This window comes from Pseudomonas sp. OF001, assembly GCF_904426495.1.
Taxonomy (GTDB): Bacteria; Pseudomonadota; Gammaproteobacteria; order Pseudomonadales; family Pseudomonadaceae; genus Geopseudomonas.
In genome coordinates, this window is record NZ_CAJGBM010000001.1 from 1 (window position 1) to 16,336 (window position 16,336).

General features: G+C 66.1%; 14 protein-coding genes. 9 read left to right on the plus strand and 5 right to left on the minus strand.

The genetic code is table 11. From position 1 onward, the window contains the following. Positions 1-228 precede the first annotated feature (228 nt). Positions 229-921 (plus strand): SDR family oxidoreductase, encoded by a 693-nt coding sequence (locus RA210_RS00005; protein WP_201484982.1) that lies wholly within the window; start codon positions 229-231, stop codon positions 919-921. 256 nt (positions 922-1,177) lie between these two features. Here the strand turns inward: RA210_RS00005 and RA210_RS00010 are convergent, their stop codons facing one another. The 3 genes from RA210_RS00010 to RA210_RS00020 form a co-directional block, all read right to left on the minus strand. Continuing rightward, positions 1,178-2,515 (minus strand): hypothetical protein, encoded by a 1,338-nt coding sequence (locus tag RA210_RS00010; RefSeq protein WP_201484983.1) that lies wholly within the window; start codon positions 2,513-2,515, stop codon positions 1,178-1,180. Positions 2,516-2,827: 312 nt separating this feature from the next. After that, entirely contained in the window at positions 2,828-3,772 is a 945-nt protein-coding gene (feaR, locus tag RA210_RS00015) for a transcriptional regulator FeaR (protein WP_201484984.1), read from the minus strand. Positions 3,773-3,972: 200 nt separating this feature from the next. Further along, positions 3,973-5,391: an APC family permease gene (locus tag RA210_RS00020; RefSeq protein ID WP_201484985.1), complete on the minus strand. Its 1,419-nt coding sequence runs from the start codon at positions 5,389-5,391 to the stop codon at positions 3,973-3,975. A gap of 352 nt (positions 5,392-5,743) precedes the next feature. Here RA210_RS00020 and RA210_RS00025 point away from each other — a divergent pair, with 352 nt between their 5' ends. The 6 genes from RA210_RS00025 (at position 5,744) to RA210_RS00050 (ending at position 10,614) form a co-directional block, all read left to right on the plus strand. Then, complete coding sequence (locus RA210_RS00025; RefSeq protein ID WP_201484986.1) at positions 5,744-7,042, plus strand: NAD(P)/FAD-dependent oxidoreductase; 1,299 nt, start codon at positions 5,744-5,746, stop codon at positions 7,040-7,042. A 34-nt stretch (positions 7,043-7,076) separates the two neighbouring features. Then, positions 7,077-7,436 (plus strand): cupin domain-containing protein, encoded by a 360-nt coding sequence (locus RA210_RS00030; RefSeq protein WP_201484987.1) that lies wholly within the window; start codon positions 7,077-7,079, stop codon positions 7,434-7,436. Between the two features lie 57 nt (positions 7,437-7,493). Beyond that, positions 7,494-8,147 carry a helix-turn-helix transcriptional regulator gene (locus RA210_RS00035; RefSeq protein ID WP_201484988.1) on the plus strand — a complete coding sequence of 218 codons (654 nt, stop codon included), beginning with the start codon at positions 7,494-7,496 and terminating at the stop codon, positions 8,145-8,147. An 87-nt stretch (positions 8,148-8,234) separates the two neighbouring features. After that, entirely contained in the window at positions 8,235-9,056 is an 822-nt protein-coding gene (locus tag RA210_RS00040; RefSeq protein ID WP_136491171.1) for a molybdenum cofactor biosynthesis F family protein, read from the plus strand. Next, positions 9,053-9,850 (plus strand): SDR family NAD(P)-dependent oxidoreductase, encoded by a 798-nt coding sequence (locus RA210_RS00045; protein WP_201484989.1) that lies wholly within the window; start codon positions 9,053-9,055, stop codon positions 9,848-9,850. Before RA210_RS00040 ends, RA210_RS00045 begins: the two co-directional genes overlap by 4 nt. Then, positions 9,847-10,614, plus strand: coding sequence for an SDR family oxidoreductase (locus RA210_RS00050; RefSeq protein WP_201484990.1), 768 nt, complete (start codon positions 9,847-9,849; stop codon positions 10,612-10,614). Before RA210_RS00045 ends, RA210_RS00050 begins: the two co-directional genes overlap by 4 nt. A gap of 444 nt (positions 10,615-11,058) precedes the next feature. Here RA210_RS00050 and RA210_RS00055 read toward each other — a convergent pair whose 3' ends face one another. Beyond that, complete coding sequence (locus RA210_RS00055; RefSeq protein ID WP_201484991.1) at positions 11,059-12,135, minus strand: extracellular solute-binding protein; 1,077 nt, start codon at positions 12,133-12,135, stop codon at positions 11,059-11,061. Positions 12,136-12,451: 316 nt separating this feature from the next. Here RA210_RS00055 and RA210_RS00060 point away from each other — a divergent pair, with 316 nt between their 5' ends. Further along, complete coding sequence (locus RA210_RS00060) at positions 12,452-13,951, plus strand: aldehyde dehydrogenase family protein (protein WP_201484992.1); 1,500 nt, start codon at positions 12,452-12,454, stop codon at positions 13,949-13,951. A 241-nt stretch (positions 13,952-14,192) separates the two neighbouring features. Next, complete coding sequence (locus RA210_RS00065) at positions 14,193-14,720, plus strand: hypothetical protein (RefSeq protein ID WP_201484993.1); 528 nt, start codon at positions 14,193-14,195, stop codon at positions 14,718-14,720. A gap of 93 nt (positions 14,721-14,813) precedes the next feature. Here the strand turns inward: RA210_RS00065 and tyrS are convergent, their stop codons facing one another. Then, positions 14,814-16,052 (minus strand): tyrosine--tRNA ligase, encoded by a 1,239-nt coding sequence (tyrS, locus tag RA210_RS00070; RefSeq protein WP_201484994.1) that lies wholly within the window; start codon positions 16,050-16,052, stop codon positions 14,814-14,816. Positions 16,053-16,336: the final 284 nt, after the last annotated feature.

The following is a 16,336-nucleotide window of genomic DNA, read 5'->3' on the forward strand; positions in this document are numbered from 1 at the left end:
TTTTTTCGACGGAATGGCTGCAGGCTACAACGTCGTAGCCTGGCCAGAAAGCAGCAAGATCAATAGGATGCACGGTGACAGCAGGGGGCAGGCGTTGGTGTGTTTGGCGACTGCCAATTTACCTGCTTCCCTGTCTGTCAATCCGCTCTTCCCCACGATCCCGCGAAGAACCTTTTTCTTTTCCGGCCCGGCGCGGTTACCCTGCCGCTTTCACTGCGGGAGATTCACATGCTCGACGTACTGATTGCCGGCGCCTCGCGGGGCATCGGCCTGGGTCTGGTGCGCGCCTGGCTGCACGGCGGCGCGCGGGTGTTCGCGGTGGCGCGTGATCCGGCCGCCTCGGCGGGGCTGAACGAGCTGGCCGGCCAGTTCGGCGCGCGGCTGCAGACCATCGCCTGCGACCTCAACGACCCGCAGGCCGGCAGCCTGATCCTCGCCGCCCTCGGCGACGCGCGCCTGGACCGCGTGCTGCTCAACGCCGGCGTCTACGGCCCGGCGGCGCAGGACGTCGCCACGGCCAGCGAGGCCGAGATCGGCCAGCTGTTCGTCAGCAACGCCGTCGCCCCGCTGCGCCTGGCGCGCGCCCTGCGCCCGCGGCTCAAGCCGGATGCGGTGCTGGCGGCGACCAGCTCGGTGATGGCCAGCCTGCAGCTCAGCCCCGGCGCCGACATGCCGCTGTACGCGGCGAGCAAGGCGGCGCTCAACAGCCTGCTGCTCAGCTGGGCCGCGCAGCTGGGCGATGCGCGCGACTTCGCCCTGCTGGCGCTGCACCCCGGCTGGGTGCAGACCGACATGGGCGGCGCCGGCGCGCCGCTGACGGTGGAGGAGAGCGTGACCGGACTGGTGGCGGTGGTCGAGGCGGCCGCCGGCACGCGCGACTGCCGCTTCGTCGACCACCAGGGCGAGGCGCTACCCTGGTAGTGGCTGATGCGCCTGCGGACGTGGTCGGCATACAGGGGCAACACTCCATGCTGCTGGCCACCAACCTGCCGTTCGGCGGGATCAAGCCGTCGAACATCGGTCGCGAGTTCAGCCACGGCGCGGTGGAGGCGTTCCGCGGGCTCAAGGCGGCGTACATCGCCGATTGATGGAAGCGCGGTCCCAGGGGCTGCGGAGACGCGGGAGCTGTAGGTTCTTCTCAGCTGCCGCCGCACCTGCGGATGCAGCGGCAGAATGCTCAGAACATGGTGGCCATGATCAGTTGGGCGTAGACGTTGGTATCGTCGTTGCCGAGCTGAGTGCCACCGTTGCTGGCGTCCACATCCGGCTTGTAGAAGCCGAGGACCGGCATGACGAACAGATGCTCGCTGACGCCCCATTCGGCGTACAGGTTCAGCTCCCGGCCGCTCAGGTTGAGGCGATCGTCGGTTTCCAAGGTGTCGAAATCGTAGAGCAGCGCGCCGACGCTGAGGCCTTCCATCGGCGAAGCCTTGATGCCGACATGGTGGACCTGGGTGTTGTTGTTGAATGGGCCCGCATAGTTGGATGCCACTTCGCCCTGGAACCAAGTGCCCAGTGCGCGGCCGTTGCCATAGAACAGCGGATCGTAGTCCGCCGAGAAGCGGCTGTAGCGATAGTTGACGCTCGGCGACCAAGGCAGCTCGGCGAAGGTCCAGCCCGCCTCCAGATACCAGGCATTTTCGTCGTCGCCATTGCGGTCCTGGTGGGCGTATTCGCCAGCGAGGAACAGGTTGTCCACCCCGGCATTGCCCTGGCCGCGCAGGCTGTAGGTTCTGATGCCCTTGCGACCGATGAAGTCGAACTCCTCGTCGGTATCCAGAACGTCCAGGTAGGTCAGTCCCACCGTGCCCTTGTCGCTCACCTGCTCAAGGGTAGCTACGGCCATTTCGGCCTTGCCTTGGGCACGGTTGTTGGACTTGAGCCACATCAGGTCGCTGCGCAATCCCGTGTCTCCGCCCAAACGCAGCACGGCGGTCTGGTCGAAGGCCTTGCGGCCGGTCAGGTAGTAGGCACCGCCACGATCCAGCATTCCATCGGCAATTTCGTCGCCAAAGTTGAGTGCGTCGCCAGACACCAGGAAGCCGTCGCCGATGACGATGTTCTGCCGACCGAGGGAGATGTCCACGCCGTTTTCGCCCAGCGCCGAGAAACGCTGGCCGGAGCGCCAGCCGAGATAGGCGTCCTCGATCTTTGTGGTGCGTTCGCTACCGTTACTCCAGCCGGCAGCGTCGCCGTCGCCGAAGGTGCCAGAACTCACCCAGTTGAACTTGCCATAGAGCTGATCGCCGGCTGCGGAAAGCCCCTGGCTGCCGCTCAATCCATACTTGAGGTAAGCCTCCTGCCAAGAGGTAGAGCCTTCCTCCAAGGTGCCGGACTGAGCGTAGCTTTCGGCACTGTGGAATACGCCGAAGACAGCTTCCAGATCGGCACTGAGCTGGCTGTCACCCTGGGCGTAGAGTTCGTGTGCCCAGGTCAAGGGGGCGCTGGCCAGAAGGCTGGACATGGTGGCGACGCGGATGGCCCGCGCCAGGTGGCGAGTACGTGGCTTGCTCATGAAGGCTTCCCCTTTGTGCACTATCGGTCGGGCTACGGCCGAATGCTTTCTTGTGTTCGGTGGAGAAGAACGCGGTGATCGCTGCCCGCGGCTACAGGGAGCCATTGGTTATGCTGGTCATGCCTTGTTCTTCTCGCCACCCTTCAAAACCGTGGCGACAGTCGACCTGAAGTCAGGCCGCCTGAAGTGGGTCAAGGATGGAGGAAACACCAGGGGATTTTTTTTTCGAGCCGGCCATTTTGCTTGAACGAGTGCGCCACCTCGGCAAGGTGGCCGGCCCAAGGGTCAGTGGGTGTTATTACTGCCGAGCTTCTACTGGCGATAGAGGCGGGGTGAGATGCCGTACTTCTGCTTGAAGGTACGAGAGAAGTGGCTCAGATCGCAGAAGCCGGCCCGCTCGGCGATTAGCGAGATCGGCCGACCATCACGACTTTCCGCCAAGCTGAGGGCGCATCGCTCCAGCCGGCGATCGAGAACGTAGCGGCTGATGTTCATGCCGGCTTGTGCGAACAGGCGGTAGAGAGTGCGCTCGGAAACATGGATCTCGCGTGCGACTGCGGCTGCGGAAATGCTCCCCTGATTGAGGATGCTGTCGATGAAGGTCATCGCCTTGTTCAGCAGGTGCTGGTTCTGCGCTGAGACATCCCGCAAGTCGGTGGTGCAGGCGACCGGCTTGAGCAGCGCCGCCAATGCCTCGAGAAAGGCGTGCTGTTCCTCGCGGTCTGCCTCCTCCAGAGATAAGGTGGAGGCAGCCAATAGTGTAATCATCCGATTGATCTTGAGGTCAGCTGCGATGCGCTGTCCTGTTTTGATGGTCTTGTGGCGGAATACGTCGTCCACCAGGTAACGCGGCAAGATAATCGACAACTGTTGTGAAAGGCCGTGATAGTAGAAATCACTCGGCTGGCCAGCATCCAGCAGAACCATATCGCCCGGCGCAAGATCGGCATCTTCGCTGTTCTGACACATTCTGGCATGACCGCGCTGCTGCATGACCAGATAGAAAAAGTCCTGGTCGTCACTGTGGATATCTTTACGCTTGCGATAGATGTGCTCGCAGTTGGTGGTGATGTAGGAGGTCGAGCGCGAGCCGGGCGCAGTGACCGGAACCACCTTGCCAATGAAGCTATGACGGTCGAAGGCGCTTGATCTCACTGGATGGAAAGTGCCACACGATGTGCTCAGGGCGTTGGCCCAGACGTCGAAGTCGTCGGCCTGGCAGCGATTCTGGGAGGTGGCAGGATCTTGTTTGCGCATTGTGTCGCTCCGCGTGATTGTCGAGGCCGGGAGACTCCACAACCCGGGTCGTTCCTGAGGCCAGGGCGGGGCAGTTCAGAACCTCGAACATAACACTCACTGTAATGGCTGTGCCAGATCAGTGGTGAGTCTGATCGACAGGCTGCTAACGAGAAGGGCGCCTTGAGGCGCCCTTCGCTAACACTTTGATGGTGTAGAAGTCAGCCCTTAGGCATTTCCGGCTGGAACAAGTCGCGCTTCATAACCAGTTTCACCCACAGGGCTGCAATCACGCTGATGATCAGCAGAACTACGCCGGTGAGCATGTAGACGGTTTGAGTCATCTCCGGCGACGGCGAGTTGTTCAGCGCCACGTAAGCCATACCGGCGATGCCGAGCAGCTGCGGCAGCGGGTAGAACGGTGTGCGGAACGGGCGGGGCAGTTGCGGCTGGCGGCGACGCAGGACGATCACGTCGATGTGGGCGATGATGTAGGCCAGCAGCCAGCTGGTCGAGGCGGCAATCAGCAGGGTTATGATCGAGTCGATGCCCATCAGCAGGAAGGGCAAGGCGATGATGGTCACCATGAACACCAGCGCAACCCAGGGGGTGCCATAGCGCGGGTGCAGGCGTTTGAGCTGCGGGAACGACTGGCCGTTGACTGCCATGCCGTGCAGCATGCGCGGCACGCCGGCGAGGACGGTGTTGACGGTGCTGCAGGTGGCGGTCACTGCCATCACGGTCGCGACGATGAGCCCGGCCTTGCCGAACACCGCGTCGACGTAGTCCAGGTAGGGCAGTGGCGAAGTGGTCAGTGTCTCGACCGACAGGTAGCGGCTGGCGCCCCAGATGAAAAGCAGGAAGATCCCCAGTATCAGGCACAGCGACAGCATCATCGCGCGCGGCACGTTGCGCTCGGGGTTGCGCACTTCACGGATCAACGGGCAGATGAACTCGACACCGACCAGCAGCCACATGGCCAGTGCCACCAGGCTGAGGAAGCTGCCGTCGAGGATGCCATCCCAGTTCCACTGCACCGCACCGGCCAGCTCGGCTGGCGCCGGATTGGCGCTGCCGGTGACGGCGGTCAGGCCGACCAGCAGCAGAGCGACGACCATGCCGAAGGTGAAGACGTTCTGCAGGCTGGCAAACACGTCTGTGCCGAAGAAGTTGAGTACTGCCAGCACGATAAGGATGCCTAACGGCACCAGCATCTCCGGAACCATTCCTGGGAACAGCTGGCCGATCACGGCATCGACCAGCAGCAACTCGGCGGACAGGCCGAACATCGCCACCACCACATAGCCGGCGTATACCGCGACGATGGCCGGGAAATTACCGAGCGCGGCCTCGGTGTAGCTGCCGAGGGTGCCTTCGGAGCGGGGGAACATCAGCGATAGCTCGGCGAAGGTCATCGCGTTGCACTGGGCCAGGATGAAGGCCACCACGGCGGCGGCCAGGAAGCCGGCGCCACCGAAGCCGACGCCCTGCAGGGCACTGACCATGCTGCCCTGCACCACCACCACGCCGATGCAGATGGCGATCATGGTGGCGAAGCCCAGGCTGCGCTTGAGTGGCCGATTGCTGGATGTTTCTTCTGGAAGGCTATCGTGCGTGGCACTCGTGTTGTTCTTGTTCATGGGTGCATCTCGTCCGAGTGTGAAAAAGCGGCGCGGCGGCGCCTGTCATGTCTCGTCGCCCGTGTTGCTGCGGGAGCCGCAGGGGGTGGGGTGCGAGCAAGGTTTCACAATCATTGATCAGTGCCGGGGCGATTGTCTTTTTCCAGCCTGCCGAGCTTTTTGAATATTCCTGCCTCACATCTGCCTCGCATCCCGCTTGGCAGTCTTGGGCAAATAATCTGGCGGCGCTGACCAAGACGCCGTGGTGGCTAGGGGGGCCTAATAGGCTTACGAGGCAAGGCGGCAATCTGGCAGTGCTGGGCTTGCCAGCGCTGCGTGCCGGCTATAACAAAAAAATCCTTGGGATTGCGTCATGATCAACATCGAACAGCCCACCTACTACACGGCCACCAAGAAATATGAGCTGAGTTTCCCGTCGCTGGAGGCCGACCTCGAAGCGGACGTCGTGGTGATCGGTGGCGGCTTCTCCGGCATCAACACCGCGCTCGAGCTGGCGGAGAAGGGCATCACCAATATAGTCGTGCTTGAAGCCCGCTACCTTGGTTTCGGTGGCAGCAGCCGCAACGGTGGTCAGGTGATGGCCGGCATCGGCCACGATCTGGAAGCGATCAAGGCGGACGTCGGCGAGGACGGCTTGCGCCGCATCTTCGAGATCAGCGATCAGGGCGCGCAGATCATCAAGGCGCGCATCGAGAAGTACGGTATCGACGCTGATTTCCGTCACGGCTACGGCTATATGGGTTTCAACGCCCGTCAGGAGAAGACCCTGCGTGCCTGGGAAAGCGAGTTCAGGAAGCTCGCTCCGCATCAGGAGATCGAGCTGCTTACTGGCTCTGGCCTCAAGCGCCTCATCGGCTCTGATGCCTACAGCTGCGGTCTGTTGCACATGGGCGGCGGTCATGTGCATTCGCTAAACCTCCTGCTCGGCGAGGCCCAGGCGCTGGCCAGCTATGGGGCGAAGATCTTCGAGCACAGCCCGGTGCTGGAGGTCAGCTATGGCGAGCGCATCGAGGTTCGAACCGCCAAGGGCTCGGTCAGGGCCAGCAAGCTGCTATGGGCCTGCGACAGCTTCCTCAACAGGCTGGAGCCGGAGCTGCACAAGACCACCATCAATACCTATGCCTTCCAGCTCATGACCGAGCCGCTGTCGGACGAGCTGATCGAGCGCATCAGCCCGATCCGTGGCGCCTATAGCGATATCCGTCCGGTCATCGACTACTACCGGGTGACCAACGAGAACCGCCTGTTGTTCGGTTCCGCTACCCCATTCATCGAGCACATCCCCGGCGATCTGAAAGCTTGGAATCGCAAACTGATGCTGAAGATCTTCCCTTACCTCAAGGATGTGAAGATCGATCTGGCCTGGGGTGGCCCGATGGCCTGCAGCGCCAACCTGTTCCCGCAGCTCGGCACGCTGTCTGGGCGGCCCAACGCCTTCTTCGTGCAGGGTTACTCGGGCTTCGGCGTCACCCCCAGCCACATCATCTGCAAGGTACTGGCTGAGGGCATGAGCGAGGGCTCGGCCCGCTACGACCTGATCAGCTTGATCCACCATGCAGTGATCCCGGGTAAGGACCAGTTTCGCGCCCTGATGCTGACCGGCGGCAAATGCTGGCACCAGCTGTCCGGCTACTGGACCGGTCGCCGCTGACCCTTCAAGCAACCCGCGTCACGAGGAACCAAAGATGTATCCGATCAAGCAAGGCACCACCATCGCCGAACTGGACTCCTGGGGCACCGTCGCCGATCTCGGCTCGGTGATTCTCGAGGGGGAGGGCAAGGCCTTCGGCAAGATGACCTACGGCGCGCCGACCGATCCGGTCAGCTCGGGCTACTTCGGCGTGACCAGAAGCAAGTTCCGCATGGTCTACCCGTTCAACGAACAGGCCACCGTGGTCAGTGGCGAAGTGACCCTGACCAATGAGGCCACCGGTCAGGCCGCCACGTACAAAGCCGGTGACAGCTGGTTCGTCGCCAAGGGCACCCCGGTGCTCTGGGATGTCGCCAGCGAGGCCTTCGTCAAGCACTATCTCGCTGTGGTCTGATCTGTCATGGGCCGCTCAAGCGGGCGGCCCGTCTCCCTTCACTAGAGGAGCACGACAATGGACTCGAGCACCTTCGGCCAGCATTGCCTGAGCGCCTTCGTGCAGGCCGTGCCTGCAAGCTGTGCCGCCTTCTACCGCATCGACTCCACGCTTGAGGCGCGGGATTTCCTGCTGTGGTCCATGCCCGGGCCCATGCACAAGGCCTACCTCGAACACTACCGTCACCTCGATCCCCTGCGCCCAGGTCACTGTGACGTACATGGCGCCAAAGTCATCCCGCTGCGCGAGGGGATGGCGCGTCAGGGCGAGGCGGACAACCGGCTCTATCAGGGCTTCCTGCGTCGCCACGCGGTGATTGACGTGGTGGAGGTGATTGCCCGCGTCGGAGGCCGCCCCGCAGCCGGTATCTCTTTGCTGCGCGATGCAACCCGGGGGCGTTTCGAGGCCGTCGAACTGGGTCGGCTGGAGCCGTTGCACGCGCTGATGCAGATGGCCGCCGCCACTCTCCCAGCCACTCCATCGTCTCCTTCGTTCCAGCTCTCCGCCCGCGAACGGCAGATCGCCATGTTGTTGCGCGATGGCGCGAGCAACAAGTTGCTGTCGGAGCGGTTAGGCATAGGTCTGCCGACGGTCAAGACCCACCTGCTCAACCTGTTTCGCAAGGTCGGTGCGCGCAACCGGACCGAACTGGTTTCATTGCTGTTTTTGTAGTCGCGGATCAACCATCCGGTTGATGTTGCGTGTGCCAAAGGTTGCATACGATGGACGCGTCCCCAACCCGTAGTAGAGGAACGTGCCATGAACAACAACAATTCCGAATGGATCCCCGTAGGTGCCCTTGCCGACGGCTTCGCTCCCGAGTCCTTCATTCTGCCCAAGCTGGCCGACCTGTCCGGTCGGAACATGACTCTCTTCTTCGCCAACGGCTGGGAGATCGAGCATCGCTTCGAGTCCGACCGACTGCATTGGCACGCCACCGACGGCCATTCGAGTGGTAGTGCAGAATACCGCGCCACTGCCCTGCGTCCGGGAATCTATCTGGTCGACTTCCTCAAGCGCGAGCAAGGTCAGGATTGGTCGATCAGCGTGGTGCTGGACACCATTAGCCAGTCGTTCACCGCAGTGATCGGCCATCTGCCTGACGAAGCGGAGACTCGCGAAGGTCTTTACTACCGTGGTTTGGCTGGCAAGGAGCTGACCGGTGTGAAGGTCGAGTTCATCCACGGCAGCATCGACAAGCCCTGGCAGGAGGGCGCCTGCCCGCACGCTCCGACCAATGAATTGGTTGGCCTGCGCAATCTGTACCGTTACAGCCCCACTGAGGTCTATGAGCACATCTACCTCAACGAAAACTTCTACACCTGGGTCTGCTACAAGGGCGTCGAGCAGGGGCTGTGCGACACCGACCGTTGCCACTACTACAAGATCGCTGATGAGCTGTACCTGTTCGTCTGGCGTGAAAAGATCGTGCCCACCCTCGGTCTGGTTCTGATCGACCTCAAAGCCCACCGCAGCGACGGCAAGATCTATGGCTATTCCGGTGGCAGCTTCGACGAGCTGGTTAACTTCCCGGTAGCCTCGCACTGCACCATCCTCAACCGCACCGAAGTGCCGGTATGAGCAAGCGCCGATCCGTTGTCATCACCGGTGCTGGCACCGGTATCGGCGCAGCTTGTGCCAAGCGCCTGGCCGCCGAAAACGCTGATGTGATCCTGATCGGTCGCCGACGTGAGCCTCTGGAGCAGATAGCCTCAGAGACCGGCGGTTTGGTACTGGTGGGCGATGCCGCCGACAGCGCTGCGTGGGACGGTTTCGTAGAGCAGATCCGCGAGCGTTTTGGCGGTATCGATGCGCTGCTGGCCTGCGCCGGAGGGCTCGGATTGGGCAGCGCCACTCAGACTGGCGAACAGGCTTGGCAGGCAGCCTTGCGCAGTAACCTGGATAGTGCATTCCAGAGTGCCCGCTCTTGCCTGCCGCTGCTGGTCGAACGGCAAGGCAGTATCGTGCTGCTCGGCTCCATCGCCTCGCTGGCCGCCGGGCCGGAGGTCTGCGGCTATACCACCGCCAAGCACGCACTGCTTGGTCTAAATCGCTCGCTGGCGCGCGATTATGGCCCGCTCGGTGTGCGAGTGAACTGCGTGTGTCCCGGCTGGGTGCGTACTCCGATGGCTGACGAGGAGATGCGTCCGCTGATGGAGCACTACGGAGAGAGCCTTGATGCGGCCTATGCGCGGGTCACTGCAGAGGTGCCGCTGCGTCGCCCGGCCACGCCCGAGGAGATCGCTGCCGTCTGCCGCTTCCTGATCAGCGACGAGGCGGCGATTGTCACCGGAGCGACGTTGGTCGCCGACGGTGGCTCCAGCATCGTCGATGTGCCTACCTTGGCCTTCGATCGGCTCGGAGGTGCTGCATGAGCGCGCACTATGACTACTCCGGGCGACAGGTGCTGGTTACCGGTGGGGCGCAGGGCATAGGCCGGGCCATCGTCGAGGGTTTTGCTAAGAGCGGAGCGCGGGTGCTGATCGCCGATCTCAATGTCGAGCTGGCGCAGGCACTGGCTGCCGAACTGCTGGGTAAGGGGTTTGAGGCGCAGGCGCTTGAGGTGGATCTGGCCGATCGAGCGGCGATCTTCGCTATGCTGGAGCGGCTGGAGCAGCTCGACGTTCTGGTGCACAACGCCGGCTACTTCCCGCTGGTTCCGCTGGCGGAGATCGATGAGGCGGTGCTGGAGCGAACCCTGGCGGTCAACCTGTCGGCGTTGTTCTGGCTGACCCAGGCTGCCCTGCCGCTGTTCGCTCGCCGCGGCGGCGGTAGCATACTGGTGACCTCCTCGGTTACCGGTCCGCGGGTCGCCTATCCGGGGCTGACCCATTACGCGGCCGCCAAGGCTGGGGTGAATGGCTTCATCCGCAACGCCGCACTTGAGTTGGCTCGCCACGGCTTGCGGGTCAACGGCGTCGAGCCTGGGATGATCCGAACGCCGGCGATGGACAATCTGGGCGACGCGGCGCACAGCGAGCGTATCGCTGCCGCAGTCCCGCTGGGGCGCCTCGGGCTGCCGGAGGAGATCGCCAGCGCCATGTTGTTCCTCGCATCCGACGCGGCGAGCTACGTCACCGGTCAGACCCTCGTTGTCGATGGGGGCGCAACCTTGCCGGAAACCTTGGTTGCGCTCTGAGCGTCAATCTCGCGGTTAGTGCGCAGCGACACCTAGGCGGCGCGATGGCTTGGTAGTCAGACGCAAGGTCACGGCGCGCCGACATGGGGCTGATACCTCCATGTCGGCGGCAGCCGGCTCCCCCTCCCCCTGGCTGGTTGCTTACGGTTTCACCCTCAGGCCGGTCCGACCCGCGGCAACGGGCGGCCTGGCCTTTTTCATTCCCACGGGGCTGCCGCGGGGCGCAATCCTCCAATGTGCGGCTGGGTGTGCGCCATCAACCCACTGAAACGACAATCCGGCTGCGTGCATTCCGATATGCGGCGGGCTAGCTAGCGTGCCGCTGATGGTCTCCGAGAGCATCGCGGATTGGTCGCGGTGGTGGAAGCAGCTGCCGACTGATCCGACAGCCGCTTCGCCGACTACCAGGACGCGACCCTGCCCTGGTAATCGGATGGGAGAGGCTTACTGGCTGGCGCCGGTCGGCACCTGGCGCAGTGCCTGCCAGCGGCGGTCCAGTTCGGCCTTGAGCTTGGGCGAGGGGCTTTCCGCGAAGTACAGGTGGCTGCGCAGCGCCGGCTCCGGCAGCAGCTGCGGCTGCTGCTTGGCCAGCGCCTGCAGCTCGGGGAGGGTCGGCTTCAGGCTGCTGTAGAACCAGGTGGCCTGCGAGTTGCGCACCGCGTTGTCCGGGCGCAGCAGGTAGTCGATGAAGCGGTAGGCGAGGTCGGGGCGCGCGGCGTTGCTGGGGATCGCCAGGCTCTCGATGGTCAGCGGCGCGCCCTCGGCCGGAATCACGAACTGCAGCGGCTGTGCGCTCTGCGCCGCCGCGGCCAGGGCCTGGCCGCTCCAGGCGCTGGTCAGGCACAGCTCGCCGGCCTGCAGCGCCCTGGTGTGGCGGGTGTTGTCGAGCACCCGCGCCTGGCGGCGCAGCTCCAGCAGCTGCTCGCCGGCGCGGCCGACCCGGCGCGGGCCGCTGCGCGCCAGGCTGCGTCCCTGGTAGGTGAACAGCACCGAGAAGGTCTCCTCCGGCGCGTCCTGCAGGCCGATGCCGCAGCCGGCCAGGCGCGCGCTCTGCTGCGCATCGAACAGCAGTCCCCAGCTCGGCGCGGCGGGGCCGCCCAGCGCCGCCTCGGCCTGCGCGCGGTTGAGCGCCAGGCCGAGCACGCCCCACTGGTAGGGCACGACGTAGCGGTTGGCGGCCTGGATGGCGGACAGCATGGCCTGCAGGTCGGGGTCGACGCCGGCGAGCTGCGGCAGCTGCTGCGGGTCCAGCGGCGCCAGGCGCTGCTCGCGGATCAGCGCGGCGAGCTGGAAGTGCGACGGCACCACCACGTCGTAGCGCTCGCCGCGGCGCAGGGCGGCGTCCAGCTCGTCGGCGCTGGCGTGCTCGTGGTAGTCGACGCGCACGCCGGTCTCGCGCTGGAAGTCGGCGAGCACCGCGGGGGCGATGTAGTCGGGCCAGTTGGAGACGCGCAGCACCTCCTCGGCCTGGGCGGCGCAGGTGGTCAGGGCGAGCGACAGCAGCAGCGGCAGAGCCTTCATGGATCCCTCCGGGGGCAGATGATGGGCGGCCATTAGTGGCGCAAGCCTGGCCGCGGGTCTTGCTCGCGGATGCCGGATGCTTGCCTGTGCGTGCCGGTTTGCGCGGCCGGCGTGGCAGGCCGGCATGCACGGTCAACAAGCTGGCAGGCATGGGCAAGGCAGCCTGCGGCCTGCCGACTATCATCGATGCATGCTTTTGGGCCGTGGCGCGCCTCGCGTCGCCACCGCCCTGCGGCGTCCTGCCAGGACTCCGGAGCGCCATCGGCGCCCGGGCGGGGCAGGGCGCCGATTCCCCGATCAGCCCGGAGTTACAGCCATGTCCAGCGCCGCCCTCGAACCGCTCGCCCAGGTGACCGCCTTCCTCAACCGCCGGCACACTTCCTTCATCGACGGTGCACCCGTCGCCGAGCATGCCGGCGAGGTCGTCGAGGTGTTCAACCCGGCCACCGGCGCGCCGCTCAGCCAGCTGCTGATGGGCGGCGAGGCGCAGGTCGAGCAGGCCGTGGCCAGCGCGCACCACGCCTTCCGTTCCGGGGCGTGGAGCGGCCTGCGTCCGGCCGACCGCGAGCGCATCCTGCTGCGCTTCGCCGAGGTGGTCGAGGCCCATGCCGAGGAGCTGGCGCAGCTGGAAACCCTCAATCAGGGCAAGTCGATCCACATCGCCCGCGCCATCGAGGTCGGCGCCTCGGTCGAGTACATGCGCTACATGGCCGGCTGGGCGACCAAGCTGGAAGGCCAGACCCTCGACGTGTCGATCGCGGTGCCGCCGGGCACCCGCTACAACGCCAGCACCCGCCGCGAGCCGGTGGGCGTGGTGGCCGGCATCGTGCCATGGAACTTCCCGCTGATGATCGCCATCTGGAAGATCGTCCCGGCGCTGGCCGCCGGCTGCACCATCGTCATCAAGCCGGCCGACGAGACGCCGCTGACCGCCCTGCGCCTGGCCGAGCTGGCCATCGAGGCGGGCATCCCGGCCGGGGTGCTCAACGTGCTGGTCGGCCGTGGCGCCAGCGCCGGCGCCGCGCTGGTCGCCCATCCCCAGGTGAGCAAGGTGTCGTTCACCGGCTCTACCGCGGTGGGCAAGCAGATCGGCGCCAGCGCGCTACAGAACATGACGCGCTTCTCCCTCGAACTGGGCGGCAAGAACCCGATGCTGCTGCTGCCCGATGCCGACCTCGACAAGGCGGTGGGCGGCGCGCTGCTGGGCGGCCTGCTCAACCAGGGCCAGGTGTGCGCGGCGGCCTCGCGCATCTACGTGCACCGCTCGCGCCACGACGCCTACGTCGAGGCCCTCGGCGCGGCGGTGAAGGGCATGAGCATCGGTGCCGGCATGGACCCGAACGCGCAGATCAACCCGCTGGTATCGCGCAAGCAGCAGGCCAGCGTGCTCGGCCACCTGGACAAGGCCCGCGCCCAGGGCGCGCGGGTGGTCACCGGCGGCGCGGCGCCCGCGCTGCCCGGCTTCTTCGTCGAGCCGACCGTGCTGGCCGGGGTCGACCACGGCATGGCCGCGGCGCGCGAGGAGATCTTCGGCCCGGTGCTCTCGGTGCTCGCCTACGACAGCGTCGAAGAGGCCCTGCAGCTGGTCAACGACAGCCAGTACGGCCTGGCCGCCAGCCTGTGGACCAACGATCTGACCCAGGCCATGGACCTGATCCCGCGCATCGAGGCGGGCACCGTGTGGGTCAACTCCCACGTGGTGCTCGATCCCAACATGCCGTTCGGCGGCTACAAGCAGTCGGGCATCGGCCGCGAGTTCGGCCGCGGCGCGGTGGAGGCGTTCACCGAGACCAAGTCGGTGTGCATCGCCTACTGAAATTCCGGGCGGAGCGGCCGCTCCGCTGCGTTCTTGGAGTGGTAGGCGCGGCACGGCGCCGGCTGTGCGGTTTCGAGCTTGGCAGCGAGCAGCCGGCGTGACGCCGCGCGACCATGGACGGTCGGTCGTTTGAGGTTCTCGACTTGAGCGAGAGTTGCCCGCCACACCCCGGCAGCGGTGTGGCGGGCTTTTTTATGTCCGCGCGCCTGCCCAGGCGGGCGCGCCCGGAAGAGGAGTACCCATGCGCAGAATCCCGACCTTGTTCGCCGCCCTGGGCCTGGCCCTGGCCAGCCTGGGCAGTCAGGCGGCCGACGACGCCTTCCGCGCCGCGCTGGCCAGGGAGCTGGACAACCGCGCCCTGGCCGGCCAGGTGGTCGGCGCGCTGGCCGGGCACCACCGCGGCACGCCGCAGGGCCGCTTCTGGGCGGCCTACGTCGCCCTCGAGCGGTACAACGCGCCGCGCTATGCGCCGGTCGCCGCGCGCCACGGCCTGAGCGGCGGCGGCTGGTGGATCACGCTCAAGGCGCGGGGCTCGATCCTGTTCGCCCGGCTGTTCCCCGAGCGCTTCCTTGCCATGCTGGCCGAGGGCACCGGCAAGTACCTGGCCGGGCTGCGCGCGGTCGCGCCGCCGGCGGATGCCGGGGACGCCGCCTTCCTGCGCTACATGATCGAGCAGGAGCGCGTGCAGGCCGACGCGCTGGCCCACGCCGCCGCGCAGCGCTTCGAAGTCGCGGCCGAAGCGCTGGAGGGGTTCGTGGCGCGGGAGTGAGCGCTGCCGCCTGACGCTGCGCATGGCGCTCCCTGCTCGGGGCAGGGGCGCCAAGGCACTGCGCGGGGTAGGGTGCGCCGCGCGCACCTGCGGTCACTCGCCCACGGCGATGCGCACGTGCTGCTTGCGCCCGGCCGACAGGCGCCACTCGTTGCCGTCGCCGGCCAGCGCCTGGTCGGCGTCGCTCACCGCCACGCCGTCCAGGCGCAGGCCGCCGCCGGCGGCCAGGCGCCGGGCAGCGCTGCGCGAGGGGGCGAGGCCCGCTTCCACCGCCAGCTCGGCCAGGCTGACCCCGGCAGCCAGGCGCGCGGGCGCAAGCTGCAGGGTCGGCAGGCCCTCGCCAGCGCTGGCGCCGTCGAACACCCCGCGCGCGGCCAAGGCCGCCGCCTCGGCCGCTGGCGCGCCGTGGGCCAGGCGGGTGGTCTCGTTGGCCAGGACGATCTTCGCCTCGTTCAGTTCGGCGCCCTGCAGCGCGCCGAGGCGGCGCACCTCGGCCATCGGCAGTTCGCTGAACAGGGCGAGGAAGCGGCCGACGTCGCGGTCGTCGCAGTTGCGCCAGAACTGCCAGAAGTCGAACGGCGCCAGCCGTTCGGCGTTCAGCCACACCGCGCCCTGCGCCGACTTGCCCATCTTGCGGCCGTCGCTGGTGGTGAGCAGCGGCATGGTCAGGCCGTACAGCTGCGGGCCGTCCTGGCGGCGCGACAGCTCGACGCCGTTGATGATGTTGGCCCACTGGTCGGCGCCGCCGACCTGCAGGGTGCAGCCGTGGCGGCGCGCCAGTTCGGTGAAGTCGTAGGCCTGCAGCAGGGTGTAGCCGAACTCCTGGAACGACAGCGAGTGCTCCAGGCGGCTGCGCACCGCATCGAAGGTCAGCAGGCGGTTGACGCTGAAGTGGCGGCCGACGCGGTTGAGGAATTCCAGGTAGCCGAGGCCGTCCAGCCAGTCGGCGTTGTTCACCACCCGGGCATCGGACGGCCCGTCGCCGAGGCGCAGGTAGCGCTGGAACGCGCTCTCGATGCCGCGCATGTTGGCGGCGATGGTCGCCTCGTCCAGCATGGGGCGGCTGCTGTCGCGGAAGCTCGGGTCGCCGATGCGCGTGGTGGCGCCGCCGATCAAGAGCAGCGGCCGGTGGCCGGCGTGCTGCAGCCAGCGCATCAGCATCAGGCCCTGCAGGTGGCCGACGTGCAGGCTGTCGGCAGTGGCGTCGAAGCCCAGGTAGGCGGTCAGCGGGCCGCGTGCGAGGGCGGCGCGCAGGCCGTCGGCGTCGGTGCTCTGGTGGACGAAGCCGCGCTCTTCGAGCAGGGCGAGCAGGTCGGTGTCGATCGGGGGCATTGCAGTCTCCTTGGGGGGATGGCGAAACGTCTGAGGAGACTGTGGAGAAACGATCCGGTCCGCCTCAGGCGGATCGGATGCGCGCACGCGCCTACCGCCTCGGTGAGGTGCGGTAATAGGCGTAATAGCGGACGCGGGAAACGGTTAACAGGTTCATGGTCGCCACTCTAGCACGCCGGCGGCGGGGCAGGGCAAGCCCCGCCGCCGGGGAAAGGCCGGGCGGCGAGTTGGGGAAAAGTCCAGTTTCCCCCGGCCGCAGGCGGGCGATGCGCGCCCTGAAGCCG

What these genes read in the sequence shown, in the direction of transcription:
- tyrS (WP_201484994.1), bottom strand. Translation starts at nt 16,052, where the DNA reads ATGCCCCCGATCGACACCGACCTGCTCGCCCTGCTCGAAGAGCGCGGC.
- RA210_RS00055 (WP_201484991.1), bottom strand. Translation starts at nt 12,135, where the DNA reads ATGAAGGCTCTGCCGCTGCTGCTGTCGCTCGCCCTGACCACCTGCGCC.
- RA210_RS00020 (WP_201484985.1), bottom strand. Translation starts at nt 5,391, where the DNA reads ATGAACAAGAACAACACGAGTGCCACGCACGATAGCCTTCCAGAAGAA.
- feaR (WP_201484984.1), bottom strand. Translation starts at nt 3,772, where the DNA reads ATGCGCAAACAAGATCCTGCCACCTCCCAGAATCGCTGCCAGGCCGAC.
- RA210_RS00030 (WP_201484987.1), top strand. Translation starts at nt 7,077, where the DNA reads ATGTATCCGATCAAGCAAGGCACCACCATCGCCGAACTGGACTCCTGG.
- RA210_RS00035 (WP_201484988.1), top strand. Translation starts at nt 7,494, where the DNA reads ATGGACTCGAGCACCTTCGGCCAGCATTGCCTGAGCGCCTTCGTGCAG.
- RA210_RS00025 (WP_201484986.1), top strand. Translation starts at nt 5,744, where the DNA reads ATGATCAACATCGAACAGCCCACCTACTACACGGCCACCAAGAAATAT.
- RA210_RS00050 (WP_201484990.1), top strand. Translation starts at nt 9,847, where the DNA reads ATGAGCGCGCACTATGACTACTCCGGGCGACAGGTGCTGGTTACCGGT.
- RA210_RS00005 (WP_201484982.1), top strand. Translation starts at nt 229, where the DNA reads ATGCTCGACGTACTGATTGCCGGCGCCTCGCGGGGCATCGGCCTGGGT.
- RA210_RS00010 (WP_201484983.1), bottom strand. Translation starts at nt 2,515, where the DNA reads ATGAGCAAGCCACGTACTCGCCACCTGGCGCGGGCCATCCGCGTCGCC.
- RA210_RS00040 (WP_136491171.1), top strand. Translation starts at nt 8,235, where the DNA reads ATGAACAACAACAATTCCGAATGGATCCCCGTAGGTGCCCTTGCCGAC.
- RA210_RS00045 (WP_201484989.1), top strand. Translation starts at nt 9,053, where the DNA reads ATGAGCAAGCGCCGATCCGTTGTCATCACCGGTGCTGGCACCGGTATC.
- RA210_RS00060 (WP_201484992.1), top strand. Translation starts at nt 12,452, where the DNA reads ATGTCCAGCGCCGCCCTCGAACCGCTCGCCCAGGTGACCGCCTTCCTC.
- RA210_RS00065 (WP_201484993.1), top strand. Translation starts at nt 14,193, where the DNA reads ATGCGCAGAATCCCGACCTTGTTCGCCGCCCTGGGCCTGGCCCTGGCC.